Consider the following 15,099-nt stretch of genomic DNA (forward strand, 5'->3'; position numbering starts at 1 on the left):
TGTCATAATTCAAAGTACATTTGCCATACTCGACAAAATTGTTTGACAAGTTCATAAATACGCAATGATTCTTATCAAGAGTAGGCGGAGGGACGAGCCCGATGAAGCCCGGCAACCGGCTTGGCATATCAAGCACGGTGCTAATTCTTGCAGCGGAAACGCTGAGAGATAAGAAGAGTGCCATGGACGAATGATGCCTCTTCTTAGTGAAGAGGCTTTTTTCTTTAGGAAAGAGGGATGAATGATGAGCACAGTGATTGCCACGTATTTGCTGCATGATGAGAAAGACATTCGCAAAAAAGCAGAAGGGATTGCGCTCGGCTTGACGGTCGGCACATGGACGGATTTGCCGGCATTAGAGCAAGAGCAGCTTCGCAAACATAAGGGAGAAGTCGTCGGGATTGAAGAGCTTGGGGAAAGCGGTCCGGCGAACGAGTATTTCGGCAAGCGACTGAAGCGGGCGATCGTCAAAATTGCTTACCCGACGGTCAACTTTAGTGCTGATTTACCAGCGCTCTTGGCAACGACGTTTGGCAAACTGTCGCTTGATGGTGAAGTGAGGTTGCTTGATCTTGAGCTTTCGGACGAATGGAAACGGCATTTTCCGGGACCGCGTTTTGGCATTGCCGGTATTCGTGAAAAAGTCGGGGTATATGACCGCCCGCTATTGATGAGCATTTTTAAAGGTATCATCGGCCGCGATTTGGCGTATTTGACGTCCGAATTAAAGAAACAGGCACTTGGCGGCGTCGACTTAGTGAAAGATGACGAAATTTTATTTGACAATGAGTTGTTGCCGTTTGAAAAGCGGATCACCGCGGGCAAGGCGGCGCTCCAAGAAGTGTATGAACAAACAGGCAAACGGACGCTGTACGCCGTCAACTTGACCGGCAAAACGTTTGAACTGAAAGAGAAAGCGAAACGGGCAGCCGAGCTTGGCGCTGATGTGCTCTTGTTTAACGTGTTCACCTATGGGCTTGATGTTTTGCAAGGGTTGCGCGAGGACGAGAATATCAATGTGCCGATCATGGCTCACCCGGCGTTTAGCGGTGCCATGACGCCGTCTGAGTTTTACGGGGTCGCCCCATCGCTGCTGCTCGGAAAGTTTTTGCGGCTTGCGGGAGCTGATTTTGTCTTGTTTCCATCGCCATATGGCAGTGTCGCGCTTGAGCGTGAACAGGCGCTTGGCATTGCTCGGGCGCTCACCGATGAACAAGAGCCGTTTGCGCGCGCGTTTCCGGTACCGTCGGCCGGCATTCATCCGGGGCTCGTGCCGCTTCTTGTCCGCGATTTCGGTCTTGACTGCATTGTCAACGCTGGCGGCGGCATTCACGGCCATCCGGACGGGGCGATCGGCGGTGGGCAGGCGTTTCGCGCTGCCATTGATGCGGCTCTTGCCGGCCGTCTGCTCCGCGAAGCAGCGAAAGAAAACGAGGCGTTGCAAAAAGCGATCGACCGCTGGGGCGCGATTGAGGTGGAAGCATGAAAAAACAGCTTGTTCTCTTTTGTGATTTTGACGGGACGATTACAGAAAATGACAACATCATTGCGATTATGAAGCAGTTTGCTCCACCGGAGTGGGAAGCGCTGAAAGACGACATTCTCGCTGAGCGCCTCTCGGTTCAAGAAGGGGTCGGAAAGATGTTTTCCCTCCTTCCGTCGGCGTTGAAAGACGAGATCGTTGACTTTTTGCTTAGCACCGCCCGCCTGCGCGAAGGCTTTCGAGAGTTTGTCGCATTTACGAAAGAGAAAGGCATTCCGCTCTATATTGTGAGTGGCGGCATCGACTTTTTTGTCTATCCAATGCTAGACGGACTGATCGACAAAGAACGCATTTTTTGCAATGGCTCCGATTTCAGCAGCGAGATGATTCGCATCACATGGCCACACGCGTGCGACGGTAAGTGCCAAAACGGCTGCGGCTGTTGCAAGCCGTCACTTCTTCGAAAGCTCGCCCGTCCGGACGGGTATCATGTCGTCATTGGTGATTCGATTACCGACTTGGCAGTGGCGAAGCAAGCGGATTACGTGCTGGCGCGCGATTTCTTGCTTAAGAAATGTCAAGAGCTCGATTTGCCGCATGCACCGTTTACGACATTTTTTGATGTGGTGGATCATTTGCAGCGGCTGGAGGTGATCGCATGAGCATTATGTTGAAAAAATGGAATGAACTTGCGGAAGTGAAAGCTGAGCTCGCCGCCCGTGATTGGTTTTTTGCGACAAGCGGCAATTTGTCGCTCAAAGTGACCGATGCCCCGTTGACGTTCCTTGTCACCGCAAGCGGCAAAGATAAACGGAAGCAGACAAGCGAAGATTTTCTGCTCATCGACGCCGATGGAAAACCGGTGGAAGACACGCATTTGAAGCCGTCGGCGGAGACGCTTTTGCACGTCGAGGTTTATCGGCGGACGAATGCCGGCTGCGTCTTGCACGTTCATACGGTCGACAATAACATCATTTCCGACGTGTACGCTCAAAACAGGGAAGCAGTCTTTTCCGGTCAAGAAATTATTAAGGCGTTTGGCATCTGGGAAGAAAATGCGGAAGTGCGCATTCCGATCATTGACAATTACGCCGACATCCCGACTTTGGCTAATGAATTTGCCAAGCATATCGACGGTGATACGGGGGCTGTTTTGATCCAAAACCACGGTATTACCGTTTGGGGTCGTGATGCGTTTGAAGCGAAAAAACATTTGGAAGCGTGGGAGTTTTTGTTCAGCTGGCAGGTGAAGCGGCTATTATTACAACGGGCCGCTGTGCCGCTAGTTGACTAACCAATATATTTTTAAAGGGGGATTTGACGATGGCAGTGATTAAAGTGAAAAAAACGGGCCAAGTGATTGAAGGGGAAGACAATGTCCGCGCTTTTTTAAACAGCCAAGGTGTTTTGTATGAGCATTGGGATATTACAAAACTACCGGAGCATTTACGCGACAAATATGTGCTCACTGACGAAGAAAAAGAGGAAATTTTGGCGACGTTTAAAGATGAGATCGAAGACTTGGCGGCGCGTCGTGGCTACAAAACATGGGATATCGTCGCCCTGTCTGATGCGACTCCAAACTTGGAAGAGCTGCTGAAAAAATTTGAGCAAGTGCATATCCACACAGAGGATGAAGTGCGCGCCATTACGGCCGGTCACGGCATTTTCATCATCAAAGGAGACAAAGAAACCGGTTATTTTGACGTCGAGTTGGAAGCGGGCGATGTCATTTCTGTGCCGGAAGGAAATCCGCATTACTTCACATTGATGGATGACCGCCAAGTTGTTGCTGTCCGGTTATTTATTGATCCGTCCGGTTGGGTCGCCCATCCGTACGAAGAAAAAGAAGAAGTGAATTCATAATAGTTGAGAGGCTCCCGCAACAAGATGCCTTTTCTAGTTATCTAGGTAGACATGGAAAAAGCTGCCTGCTTTCCATCGTCTTCATAAAAGCGCATATAAAAAAGGGGTGTCCCGTTTGTCTTTAGGGCACCCTCTCTTTTTTTGATCAAAACGATTGCGTTAAAAAATCATGAATACAATGCCGATAATAAATGCATATGTCGATGTCCGTTCGTTTCCATCGCCATGGCTTTCGGGAATGAGCTCTTTATAAATAATAAACAGCATAGCCCCAGCGGCAAACGCCAATCCGTACGGGACTAAACCGCGGAAGAGGGAGGTTAAATAAAAACCGAGCAGCGATGTGACGATTTCGACCGCTCCTGTCAACGTGGCAATAAGAAATGCTTTCAAGCGACTAATTTGTTGATGAACTAAAAATAAGGCGACTAAAAATCCTTCCGGCGCGTTTTGCAAACCGATGGCCAATGCGATCAAATTGCCGGTCGTCGCGGCATCGGATGCGTAGCTGACCCCAACGGACAACCCTTCAGGAAGATTGTGCATCGTAATGGCAGCGATGATGAGCATCGCTTTTTCGTCAAACTGTAAGCCATGTTTTGTATGTTCCAAGTCGATATGGGGAACAGTCATCTCGAGCAACGTTAAGATGAGCACACCTGCCGCCAGGCCGATTACGAGTGCTCCCAAGCCGCCGGTTTTTAACGCTTCGGGAATGAGACTTTCCATCGAGGCTGCCATCATAATGCCAGCGGAAAACGCTAGCAGTATATCACGCCAGCGGTGGGTGAGTGATTTAGCCAAAAACAAAATCGGCACGGCGCCAAGTCCTGTCGATAAGGCAGAAAGCACGCTGCCGACCAACACCTGGTTCATTCAATTCCCCCCTCATCATCCTTTACTTTTTCATATGCAATGATCATATAAATGTGACAATCGCCCAAGCGCCTTCATATAATAAATTATCATAACGAATTGGGAAGACGGTGGCGAGCAAAATGCATAGGTAGCTAGCAAAAACGGTTGCTTGTCTGTTTGCCGTTTCGGTATAATGCAAGTAAGAAATGGTCAAATGTAAAGGGTTGAATGCCATGGAACAGAAAGAACAAGAACTTGAGCAATCATTAAAGCTGTTTATTGTACTGTCACGGGCGTATCGTGCTGTCAGTGACCAAGTGAACAAATCGATCTGTTCGTGCGGGGTGAATCCGACTGAGTTTGCGGTGTTAGAACTGTTATACCATAAAGGCGACCAGCCGCTCCAGCAAATCGGTGAAAAAATTTTGCTCGCTAGCGGCAGCATCACTTACGTTGTCGACAAACTTGAAAACAAAGGGCTGATCGTCCGTCGTGCTTGTGAACGAGACCGGCGCGTCACGTATGCATCGATTACGGAAGAAGGTCGGCGGTTTATTGAGCGCGTCTTTCCCAAGCATGCAGAAAAAATTCATGAAACGATATCAGCGCTCACAGCGGAGGAGAAAGAGCAGGCGATCACTTTGCTAAAAAAATTAGGATATGGGGCGAAAAACGCCCAGCAAAACAGAGACTGACAGTTCGTCGGTCTCTTTCATTTTTGTTAAAAATGCGAAATATGGCGACTCTGTTCGTGGAAGACGTCGAACTGACAGTGCTCAAGCCGTTGTCGCACTGCCTGTTTGCTTGTCGGGGATACTGAGGGAACGCCAGGAATGACGATTCATGGGCTGAATGGAACGGTGACGGCAGACAAGGGGTCATCATTGCCAAGCGCCACATTCATATGACGTCGAAAGATACGGAAACGTTTAGCGTCCGCGACAAGCAAGTCATGAAAGTGAAAACGCAAGAGGAGCGCGCTCTCATTTTTGACGAAGTGACCGTCCGCGTCAGTGAAGACTTTGCGTTACATATGCACATTGAAAACGGTGAAGAGAACGCGGCCGGTTTAAAAACGGGTGATTACGTGAAGTTGCTTCCATCGTGAAATCATCCGCAGCAATGGGAGATAAGGCGCCCTCTCGGGACGAACGAGAGGGAGCCTCCCGTTAACGCGGGCGCTTCTTCTCTGATCGATCTAGGGTGCCGACCAGATGAAACGGCGTATCACGCCGAATGGCATCAATGACGCCGTCGCTGATTTCTTGATGGGTGAGCCAGCGCGAACCGTGTTCTTCCACGACAAAACCGAGCTGAACTTGCCGATAAAGACAAGCGGCAGGCAAACAGAGTTCCGCTTTCGCCTCGGCTGGATCGGCGCGGCTGCCGAGCACGTGAAACAAACGCCAAGGGCCGGGATGTCTGCTATTTTTTTGGATGACGGTCGGAAGCGCCTGTTTTCCGTCCGTATGGACCCACGCAATGATGAGATCAAAAGTTCCGTTTTTTTGGATGGTCCGAGAAATCAGAGAACAAAGCGCTTCTTGGTCGCGATAATCAACAAGAAGCGGGGTGATGGATGCCGTCTGTCCAGCACAGTCGATGAGCTGCTTCATTCGTGCGTAGCGGCGGGCGATGACAGACACATAATATCCTTCCCGCACAAGCCAAAGCGACACATCAGCCAACATACCTGTCCCACCGATGACAAGGGCGTGCATGGCATGTCTCCTTTCGGATTAATCCCGTGGTCCTTTCAAATAGTGATCAAACCAACCAACGATTTGGTGAAGCCGCTCGAGGCGAAGCGCCGGGTTCCCGGTGCGTGACAAATCATGGTTGGCGTCCGGGAAGCGGACGAGCTTTGTTTCTTGCCCGAGTTGTTTCAATGCGATAAACAACTGTTCCGCCTGCTCGATCGGGCAGCGATAGTCATGCTCGCTATGCAAAATTAAGAGCGGCGTGCGCACATTTTTGACGTACTTGAGCGGCGAATGATGCCAAAGCCGCTCAGCGTCTTCCCAGACGTCGCACCCGACTTCCCATTTCGTGAAAAAGTAGCCGATGTCGCTCACACCGGCGAAGCTGAGCCAGTTGGAAATCGAGCGCTGGGTAACAGCGGCCCGGAAGCGATTGGTGTGCCCGACGATCCAGTTCGTCATAAACCCGCCGTAGCTGCCGCCGGTAACGCCAAGACGTGTCTCGTCAATAAAGGCAAACTGCTTGATGGCGGCGTCCACACCGGCCATAATGTCTTCATAATCCATGCCGCCGTAATCGCCGCGCACGGCATTGACAAACGATTGGCCGTATCCATGGCTTCCGCGTGGGTTCGTAAACAGCACGGCGTAGCCGGAAGAAGCGAGCAGCTGGAACTCATGGAAAAACGTAAATCCGTACATTGTATGTGGTCCGCCGTGAATTTCGACGACAAGTGGAGCTTTTTCCCCGTCGCCAAGCCTCGGTGGCTTCATGATCCAACCTTGAATGTCCCAACCGTCCGTTGATTGATAAGTAAACGGTTCGGCATCGGCGAACGTGACTTCGTTCTCGAGCGCTTCATTGACCCTAGTGAGCCGCGTTTTTGCGCCGCTTTCAAGTGAGATGGTATACAAATCTCCAATCATCGTTGGCTCGCTAATCGCGGCAACGGCCTGCTGTTCATTCGGATGAATGGCGAGGCCGTACACATGAAAGTCCCCTTCGATGATCGGCACGATAGGTCCGTCAAGCGGGACGAAATATACATTGACGCGTCCACGTTGTGAGGCGGTGACGTATAGGCCGGTTCCATCGCGTTTCCAAATCGGGCCAGGACCTTTTGCATCGGCGTGTGTATCGCCGACCATCGCATCGCCGAGATGAACGTCCCAGTCGGCGGTCAGCACCCGTTTCGTTCCACGCTCCGGCTCAAAAACGTAAAGCTGGTGAATCGTCGCCCCGAGATAAGCTAAATCATGGCCGATGGCGGCGAGCTTTGTTCCGTCCGGCGACCAAGCGAGCGAGGTGAATGTGCCGCTTCCCTTCGTCAAATTTGTTTCCGCTTTCGATTCGAGATCAAGCAACACAATGTCACGTGTAAAGGTTGTGTCCGGATCTTCGTTTCGGTTGGCCACAAAGGCAAGCGTCCGTCCATTGGGCGAAATCGCAAACGAACCGATTTCCTCCTCGCGGCTCGTCAACGCTTCCGTTTTTCCTGATGTTGCATCGATGCGCACGAGCACCGCCTGTTTGCCGTCAAGAAAACCTGATGCGTCTGATTTGTAATAGAGCCGCTCCACCACGTGCGGTTTCAGGTCAGCTGGCTTCGTTTCCTTTTTTTTCGGCTCTTCGCGGTCGTCGATCGTTTCGTTGTCGCCAAGCGTCGTCAAAGCGATAAGAAACGTCCCGTCCGGCGCCCAAACGTAATCGCGCACCCCGTTTTTGAAAAACGTTAGCTGGCGCGCTTCGCCGCCGTCAGCCGGCAACAGCCAAAGCTGTGTGTGTCCGGAGCGATCGGACAAAAACGCGATCGTTTTGCTGTCCGGGGAAAAGCGCGGCCTCGTGTCGCGCCAGCGGCCGAACGTCCATTGGCGGATGGCTCCGTCTTCGGTCCATATGTATAGATGGGAGCAGTATTGTTTTTCCTCATCGATCGATTTTTGCACGAACACGCCGTGCGTTCCGTCCGACGCATAGTGCGGATCGCGCACCGAGCGGAGGCGAAGTAGATCTTCTACAGTCACGCCGCGGTGTTTCAGCGGTTGTCCATTGTTCATGAGCGACCTCCTCTTTCCATAAGTAAAGTTAGGATGGTATCTTATTTCGTGTTTCGAAAGAAAAATCCTGCCGGCAAATAAAAAACGAACGTCCCATTGATGGACGTTCGTTGTTCGTTACGCTGATAATTTTTCTTTTTCATTTGTTTGCTGCGCCGCTTTTTTCACTTGCGGGTAGAAGATCACGCCGCTAGTCAACAAGGCGACGCCGAGCAGGAACGTTTTCATGTCCGCCGTGCCAGCGATGACGACCCAGATCGAATAGACGGTTGCAAAAACAGCGATAATCCCATCACCTAGCCGCCCGCGCGCTGCCTCATATGTTTCCCCAGTGAGCACGAGCTTCAGCTGGAAGACGGAAGCGATCAAATACGGAACGAGATAGGCGAGCGTAGCGATGTAAATGACAAAGTCGAATGCAGCCGCTATCGAATTGGAAATGGTCGAGAAAATGAACAGCTGGGCTGCTAAGTTTGATAGTAGTAGCGAGAAGTTTGGTACGCGTCTTTTGTTTTCTCGTAAAAATGCCGGCATAAACATCCCTTGTTTTGCCGCTTGGTATGGCACTTCAGCGCTCAACAAAATCCAGCCGAGCGTCGAACCGATCAAGCTGATGAGCCCAAGCCCAGCGAGCACGTAGCCGCCGATTGGGCCGATGATGGCGACAATGGCATCAACGAGCGGTTTGTCCGATTGAATGAGCTTGTCTTGCGGCAAGACGCCCATCACCAGAATGCTGATGCCGATATAAATGACTAAAGAGATCAAGAGACCGGCGATCGTTGCTCGCTTCACATCTGCCTGTTTGCGCGCCCGCGCGGCGAACACCATCGCCGATTCAACGCCAATGAATGCCCAAAGCGCCGATAAAGCGGCATTGTTGATTTGCCCGAGCAGACCGAGCGGCTGGCCATTCCCGTCATAACGTGGGGCGTCAAGTGGACCGATGACTGCCTTATCAAAGGCGAACAAAGCGATAACAATAAACAGGAAAAAGCCGAGCACTTTCGCCGCTGTCGCAGCAAAATTCAACTTGCCGGCACCTTCTACACCTTGCAAAATAATGACGTGCGTTACCCAAAGAAGCACCGTGCAGATGATGAATGTCAGTAAATTCCCAAGCTTTAACGTAAATGAACCCATCACGAGTACTGTTTTGTCGCTTGTTAGCACGGGGAAAAATGTCGACAAGTAGCTTGCCAACGTCGTGATAATGGCAACGTTTCCCGCGAAGTTACCGACCCAATAGCCCCATGACGACATAAAACCAGATAAAATCGACAAGTTAGAACCTTTTGGGAACAGCTCTTTCGCGTAAATTTGCGGCCCGCCGCTCAAGTTCGGTTTGCGGATCGCTAAGTTGCCGAACACCAGCGCCGTCGCTAAGACACCAGCGCCGGTCAATAGCCAAGCGAACATGACGCCAAGGGGACTGGCCGCCTCGGCTAGTGAGCGCGGCAGCATAAAAATGCCGGATCCGACCATATTGCCAACGACTAACGCCGTTAGCACCCAAAATCCAAGTTGTCGGTTGTTGTTCAAGATGGAAAACTCCTTTCTTCGCCAAAGGTAAACAATAAAAAAAGCACCCATATTGTTTCAACGGGTGCATTACACGTCCGCATCCAACGAATGCGATAGCGCTCCATCGTTCTAGAACGATGGCAGTCCTGCACCTGTTCGGCCGCAGGCCCAGCTTGCGCCGCCGGAGCGCGTCGCAAACTTCGGCGATGAATCCTTTCATTTCGCTTCATCAGTGCTCCAGCCTCAGCGAAACTACTTTTATTCATCGCAACCTCTATCCCATTGAAGTGGAGAGGGGTATGTTGTTGTCGACATTATATTACTTAATTCAACAAAAAACGTCAATATGTTTTTGTTGGAAAGAATGGGACGAGATGTTGAATATTCATGCATCCTCTTTCTTTTTTACATAATAATTAACTAATTTTTATTAATTTCTTGTTATGAAAACACCGGTGCCAATAAGGAATAGTCCCATCAGACCCGATAAAGGTTTTGAGCTGATGTAGTATAAAATAGAAATGGATTTAAGAAGTTGGAAAAAGAGGAGATTTTTCAACTCTGACGAATATACAATGTGGTTGATGAAACATGGGAAAGATCCATTCCAATCGGGTGCATCTGTTCCCGCTGTTATATTCCGTGAAAAGGTGATTATGAAAGAAAAGGGGATGAATGATGAAGTTTTCCGAGTTTCGTTATGAGCGGCCTGACATTGATCAGCTGCAGGCATCGTTTCAAGATGCGCTCGATTCGTTCCGACGCGCAGGGAGCGCTGCCTTGCAGCACGAGGCGATGAAGCGGATCAATGAACTGCGCCGCCGCTACAGCACGATGGCGAACCTTTGCCATATCCGCCACACGATTGATACGAACGACGAATTTTATAAAAAAGAGCAAGACTTTTTTGATGAAACTGAACCGGTTGTCAAGGGACTCGTGAATGACTATTACCGTGATCTTGTCGCTTCGCCGTTTCGCGCAGAGCTTGAAGAGACGTGGGGGAAACAGTTGTTTGCCTTGGCGGAGACGCAGCTGAAAACATATGCCCCGGCGATTATGGAGGATTTGCAAAAAGAAAATAAACTGGCAAGCGAATATACAAAGCTGATCGCGTCGGCAAAAATTATGTTTGAAGGTGAAGAGCGGACGCTCGCGCAGCTGCAGCCGTTTGTTGAATCACCGGACCGCACGATGCGTAAGCGTGCGAGCGAAGCACGGTTTTCATTTTTCACGGACCATGAAAAAGAGCTCGATGAACTGTATGATGAACTCGTTCATATCCGTACTGCGATCGCCCAAAAATTAGGATTTCAAAACTTCATCGAACTCGGTTATGCCCGCTTAGGCCGAACGGATTACAACGCCAAAATGGTTGCGAACTTTCGTCGGCAAGTGAAAGCACACATCGTCCCACTGGCATCTAAGCTACGCGAGCGCCAACGGCGGCGCATCAAAGTCGATAAGCTTTACTATTATGATGAGCCATTTATGTTTCCGACCGGCAACCCGGCACCAAAGGGGGACACAGCTTGGATCATCGAAAACGGGCGGCGTATGTATGAAGAGCTGTCTCCGGAAACCGGTGTTTTCTTCCGTTATATGGTTGAACATGAATTAATGGATCTCGTCGCCAAAAAAGGAAAAGCGAGTGGCGGTTATTGCACGTATATCGATGATTACCAAGCGCCGTTTATTTTCTCGAATTTCACCGGAACATCCGGCGACATTGACGTATTGACCCATGAAGCTGGTCATGCGTTCCAAGTGTATGAAAGCCGTCATTACGACATTCCAGAATACAACTGGCCGACGCTCGAAGCGTGTGAAATTCACTCGATGAGCATGGAATTTTTCACATGGCCGTGGATGGAGCTGTTTTTCGCCGAGGACGCCGATAAATATCGGTTCGCTCATTTGAGCGATGCGCTCTTGTTTTTGCCGTATGGTGTCGCAGTCGATGAATTCCAGCATGCTGTCTATGAGAATCCGGACATGACGCCAACCGAGCGGAAGAACGTATGGCGCAACATCGAAAAGGCGTATTTGCCGACAAGGGATTATGCTGGATACGATTACCTTGAGCGCGGCGGTTTTTGGCAGCGGCAAGGGCACATTTACACCGATCCATTTTATTACATTGACTATACTCTCGCCCAAGTGTGTGCATTCCAGTTTTGGAAACGAGCGCAGGACGATAAGGATTCTGCGTGGCGCGACTATGTGGCGCTTTGCCGGTTAGGCGGCAGCCGGCCGTTTACTGAGCTTGTTAAAAGCGCTCATCTGATATCGCCGTTTGCGGATGGCGCGGTCGCATCAGTTGTCAGCCACATTGAGCGTTGGCTTGACAGTGTCGATGATGAAGCGCTGTAAAGGGAGGCAAGGAAAAGAAGGAGGGCGGAACTGTACCGTTTCGCCTTTTTCGTTAAGATGAAAACATTTCAGCTAGGGGAACGGAGGGGGAGAACGATGATCCGCAAAGCGACACTGGCCGATGCGGCGGCGATCGCTTCCGTTCACGTTGAAAGTTGGAAGACGACGTATGGCGGCATCGTGCCAGCGACGTATTTGGAGACGTTATCCTTGGAAGAAAAACAAGCGTTATGGGAGAAAGTGCTCAGCCAATCGGATCATTCTGTATTTGTCGTCCAAGAAAATGAGCGCGTCGTCGGGTTTGTCTCTGGCGGCTCAAATCGAATGACCGATGGGCCAACAGCAAAATATGATGGCGAGCTGTACGCGATTTACTTGCTTAAAGAGGCGCAAGGAAAAGGACTCGGCCATCAGCTCGTTCAAACGTTAGTCAGTGATTTGAAACAAAAAGGAATTCATTCGATGGTCGTCTGGGTGCTCGCCGACAACCCGTCGTGCCACTTTTACGAACGGCTTGGCGGTGAAAAGATCGCCGAAGAAGAGGTGGAAATCGGCGGAAAAGCGTTATGGGAGTGGTGCTACGGCTGGCAAGACATTAAGACGATGAAATCGTAAACAGGCTGCCGAACGGTCGGCAGCTAAAACATTTTTATATTGTGAGTGATTACTCACTTCACAAAGGTGGTCGTTCTCTTGTATACTATTAGTGAGTGATTACTCACTAATATAAACTAAGGAGAGGAGAAGCATGGCTGTCGATCCATGTATTCAAGTTGAGCATGTCTCGAAGCGGTTTGGAAAAAAGATTGTTATTGACGATGTGTCCCTAAATGTCCATGCGGGGGAAATTTTCGGCCTGCTTGGTCCATCGGGAGCGGGCAAGACGACATTGGTGCGCATGATCGCCGGCATCGATCAAGCAAGCGAAGGAGCGGTTCGTGTGCTCGGTGCGGATATGCCGGAGCTTACAACGATGAAGCGTATTGGATTTATGGCTCAGTCCGATGCGCTGTACGGGGAGTTGACCGCGCTAGAAAACATGCAATTTTTTGCTTCTATCTATGGATTGAGAGGGAAAAAGAAAAAAGAACGAATCGATGACATGCTGGAGCTCGTCAACTTGGCAGATGATCGGAAGAAGCCGGTACACCAATACTCGGGTGGGATGAAACGGCGGTTGTCGTTAGCAATCGCCTTGCTTCACGAACCGGAAGTGCTTATTTTGGATGAGCCGACAGTCGGCATCGATCCAGTGTTACGTCAGTCCATTTGGGCAGAACTTAAGCAGATTCAAAAGCGTGGCACCGCGATCGTTGTGACGACACATATCATGGATGAGGCGGAAAAGTGCGGACGGCTTGGCATGATTCGTGATGGCCGGTTGCTTGCCGTTGGACGCCCGGACGAGTTAAAGAGCGAAACCAAGTCGCAAACGCTCGAACAGGCATTTTTACATTTCGGGGGTGTCCATCAATGAGAGTGATGGCGATTGTCGTTCGCATCATCCACCAGTTTTTCCGCGACAAACGGACGTTGGCGCTCATGATTGTCGCGCCGATGTTCGTCTTGTTGTTAATGGATTTCGTGTTTAATGGCGAAGAATACACACCGGTGATTGCCGTCAGCGACAACGTGCCTGATGCAGTTGTTGACAAGCTGAAAGAAGCGGGAGCGAACGTGAAAGAGCTGTCGGCAAAACAAGCGCGAAAACAACTGGACGATCAAGAGATTGACGCATGGCTTAACATGAACGGAAGCGCTCCGCACATTACGCTCGAAGGAAGCGACCCGACCGCCAATCAGGCGGCGCTGGCCACGGTGCAAAAGGCGTTCCAGTCGATGGTGCCCACCCCCTCATTTCAACTGAAAACAACGTATTGGCACGGGTCAAGCGACATGGCGTCTTTCGATTATTTCGGTCCAGTGTTGATTGGTGTTTTCATCTTCTTTTTCGTCTTTTTGATTGCCGGGGTGTCATTTTTGCGTGAGCGGACGAACGGGACGCTCGAGCGGCTCATGGCGACGCCACTGCGGCGCTGGGAGATAGTCGCCGGTTATATGATCGGATTTGGGCTGTTTACGACCGTTCAAGCCAGCTTGATTTCGTGGTTTGCTATTGATGTGCTTGACATGATGATGGAAGGTTCATTCGGGTATGTGCTGATTATTACGTTTTTGCTAGCGATGACGGCGCTTGCACTTGGGATGCTGTTATCAGCGTTTGCCAACAGCGAGCTGCAAATGATGCAGTTTATCCCGCTTGTTGTTATTCCGCAAGTGTTTTTCTCTGGTTTGTTCAACCTTGATACAATGGAAGAATGGCTGCGTTCACTGAGTGTCGTCATGCCGCTTACGTACGGGGCAAACGCGTTGCGCGACATTATGGTGCGCGGCCAAGGATGGAGTACGATCGCTGCTGACATATACGTGCTGCTTGGGTTTACGGTGTTGTTTATGGTATTAAATGTAGTAGCGTTGAAAAAATATCGCAAGCTGTAAGGGGTAGAACAATGAGCGAGCATTCATGGATTCACGAGCTGCTGCAAATAGATGGAACAAAAGAAAAGTTCAGCGAAAAGCAATTAAAAATTTTGGAAGCTGCCGTCGAAATGTTTGCCGAGAAAGGGTATGCGGCGACTTCGACGAGCGAAATTGCCAAAAAGGCCGGGGTGGCGGAAGGAACGATCTTCCGCCATTATAAGACAAAAAAGGACTTGTTGTTAGCCATCGTCACGCCGACATTATTTAAGTCTGTTGCTCCGTTTTTAGCGAAAGAATTTGTCCGTGAAGTGTTTGACAACGAATATGAGACGTACGAACAGTTTTTGCGTACGTTGTTATCGAATCGCTACGCTTTTGTGAAAAAATATTTGCCGGCGATTCGTATACTTTGGCAGGAAGTAGCGTTTCATTCTGAAATTAAACAATGCTTTCGACACGTGTTTACAGAGCATGTGTATCCGAAATTTGCCCGCATTGTCCGCCATTTTCAAGAAAAAGGGGAGTTGGCCGAGCTCCCTGTTGATTCTGTCATCCGTTTGACGATCACATCGTTTGCCGGTTTTTTAGCTACCCGTTTTCTTTTTTTGCCGGAGCATCATTGGGACGATGAGGCCGAGATGGAACGGACGATCCGCGTGTTGATGAACGGTCTGCGGCGCTAGACAGCCGGCTTCCGCATGAGAAGCCGGCTTAGCCTTGTTCTTCCACATAGTGGAGGAGGACTTCTAAAAACGG

General features: G+C 50.2%; 15 protein-coding genes and 2 riboswitches. Of the genes, 11 read left to right on the top strand and 4 right to left on the bottom strand.

Annotated features, from left to right (window positions below):
* Positions 1–68 precede the first annotated feature (68 nt).
* Positions 69–175: riboswitch (SAM riboswitch) on the top strand.
* A gap of 69 nt (positions 176–244) precedes the next feature.
* From mtnW to DSM465_RS0100365, 4 genes are read left to right on the top strand one after another with little or no spacing between them, the layout of a single operon-like run.
* Positions 245–1,486, top strand: a complete 1,242-nt coding sequence (gene mtnW, locus DSM465_RS0100350) for a 2,3-diketo-5-methylthiopentyl-1-phosphate enolase (protein ID WP_029760363.1) — start codon at positions 245–247, stop codon at positions 1,484–1,486.
* Entirely contained in the window at positions 1,483–2,145 is a 663-nt protein-coding gene (mtnX, locus tag DSM465_RS0100355) for a 2-hydroxy-3-keto-5-methylthiopentenyl-1-phosphate phosphatase (protein ID WP_011887037.1), read from the top strand. Before mtnW ends, mtnX begins: the two co-directional genes overlap by 4 nt.
* On the top strand, positions 2,142–2,777 hold the full coding sequence (locus tag DSM465_RS0100360) for a methylthioribulose 1-phosphate dehydratase (protein WP_008878835.1): 636 nt from the start codon (positions 2,142–2,144) through the stop codon (positions 2,775–2,777). Before mtnX ends, DSM465_RS0100360 begins: the two co-directional genes overlap by 4 nt.
* Before the next feature lie 29 nt (positions 2,778–2,806).
* A complete protein-coding gene (locus DSM465_RS0100365; protein ID WP_008878834.1) occupies positions 2,807–3,349 on the top strand; it encodes a 1,2-dihydroxy-3-keto-5-methylthiopentene dioxygenase in 543 nt (180 codons plus the stop codon).
* A 159-nt stretch (positions 3,350–3,508) separates the two neighbouring features.
* On the opposite strand, the gene DSM465_RS0100370 is transcribed toward DSM465_RS0100365, so the two are convergent.
* A complete protein-coding gene (locus tag DSM465_RS0100370; RefSeq protein WP_029760364.1) occupies positions 3,509–4,225 on the bottom strand; it encodes a ZIP family metal transporter in 717 nt (238 codons plus the stop codon).
* Between the two features lie 215 nt (positions 4,226–4,440).
* Here DSM465_RS0100370 and DSM465_RS0100375 point away from each other — a divergent pair, with 215 nt between their 5' ends.
* Together DSM465_RS0100375 and DSM465_RS0100380 are read left to right on the top strand one after the other, a co-directional pair.
* A complete protein-coding gene (locus DSM465_RS0100375) occupies positions 4,441–4,902 on the top strand; it encodes a MarR family winged helix-turn-helix transcriptional regulator (protein WP_008878832.1) in 462 nt (153 codons plus the stop codon).
* A gap of 209 nt (positions 4,903–5,111) precedes the next feature.
* Positions 5,112–5,315 carry a PduL/EutD family phosphate acyltransferase gene (locus DSM465_RS0100380; RefSeq protein ID WP_008878831.1) on the top strand — a complete coding sequence of 68 codons (204 nt, stop codon included), beginning with the start codon at positions 5,112–5,114 and terminating at the stop codon, positions 5,313–5,315.
* A gap of 61 nt (positions 5,316–5,376) precedes the next feature.
* Here the strand turns inward: DSM465_RS0100380 and DSM465_RS0100385 are convergent, their stop codons facing one another.
* The 3 genes from DSM465_RS0100385 to DSM465_RS0100395 form a co-directional block, all read right to left on the bottom strand.
* The gene (locus tag DSM465_RS0100385) at positions 5,377–5,928 is read right to left on the bottom strand and encodes a short-chain dehydrogenase (protein ID WP_008878830.1); all 552 of its coding nucleotides are present in this window, start codon (positions 5,926–5,928) and stop codon (positions 5,377–5,379) included.
* A gap of 18 nt (positions 5,929–5,946) precedes the next feature.
* Positions 5,947–7,965 (bottom strand): S9 family peptidase, encoded by a 2,019-nt coding sequence (locus tag DSM465_RS0100390; RefSeq protein ID WP_029760365.1) that lies wholly within the window; start codon positions 7,963–7,965, stop codon positions 5,947–5,949.
* Between the two features lie 117 nt (positions 7,966–8,082).
* The gene (locus DSM465_RS0100395) at positions 8,083–9,507 is read right to left on the bottom strand and encodes an amino acid permease (protein ID WP_029760366.1); all 1,425 of its coding nucleotides are present in this window, start codon (positions 9,505–9,507) and stop codon (positions 8,083–8,085) included.
* Positions 9,508–9,595: 88 nt separating this feature from the next.
* Positions 9,596–9,774: riboswitch (Lysine riboswitch) on the bottom strand.
* Positions 9,775–10,167: 393 nt separating this feature from the next.
* Between DSM465_RS0100395 and DSM465_RS0100400 the strand changes: the two genes are divergently transcribed.
* The 5 genes from DSM465_RS0100400 to DSM465_RS0100420 all read left to right on the top strand — a co-directional run bounded on the left by DSM465_RS0100400 (position 10,168) and on the right by DSM465_RS0100420 (position 15,026).
* Positions 10,168–11,862: a M3 family oligoendopeptidase gene (locus DSM465_RS0100400; protein WP_029760367.1), complete on the top strand. Its 1,695-nt coding sequence runs from the start codon at positions 10,168–10,170 to the stop codon at positions 11,860–11,862.
* Between the two features lie 96 nt (positions 11,863–11,958).
* Positions 11,959–12,477 carry a GNAT family N-acetyltransferase gene (locus DSM465_RS0100405; protein WP_029760368.1) on the top strand — a complete coding sequence of 173 codons (519 nt, stop codon included), beginning with the start codon at positions 11,959–11,961 and terminating at the stop codon, positions 12,475–12,477.
* A gap of 133 nt (positions 12,478–12,610) precedes the next feature.
* Complete coding sequence (gene ccmA, locus DSM465_RS0100410; RefSeq protein WP_029760369.1) at positions 12,611–13,339, top strand: heme ABC exporter ATP-binding protein CcmA; 729 nt, start codon at positions 12,611–12,613, stop codon at positions 13,337–13,339.
* Entirely contained in the window at positions 13,336–14,361 is a 1,026-nt protein-coding gene (locus DSM465_RS0100415; protein ID WP_008878822.1) for an ABC transporter permease, read from the top strand. The genes ccmA and DSM465_RS0100415 overlap by 4 nt, the downstream gene beginning before the upstream one ends.
* Positions 14,362–14,372: 11 nt before the next feature.
* Positions 14,373–15,026 (top strand): TetR/AcrR family transcriptional regulator, encoded by a 654-nt coding sequence (locus DSM465_RS0100420; protein ID WP_008878821.1) that lies wholly within the window; start codon positions 14,373–14,375, stop codon positions 15,024–15,026.
* Positions 15,027–15,099 lie beyond the last annotated feature (73 nt).

Source organism: Geobacillus thermodenitrificans subsp. thermodenitrificans DSM 465, from assembly GCF_000496575.1.
In the GTDB taxonomy this organism is placed as follows: Bacteria; Bacillota; Bacilli; order Bacillales; family Anoxybacillaceae; genus Geobacillus; species Geobacillus thermodenitrificans.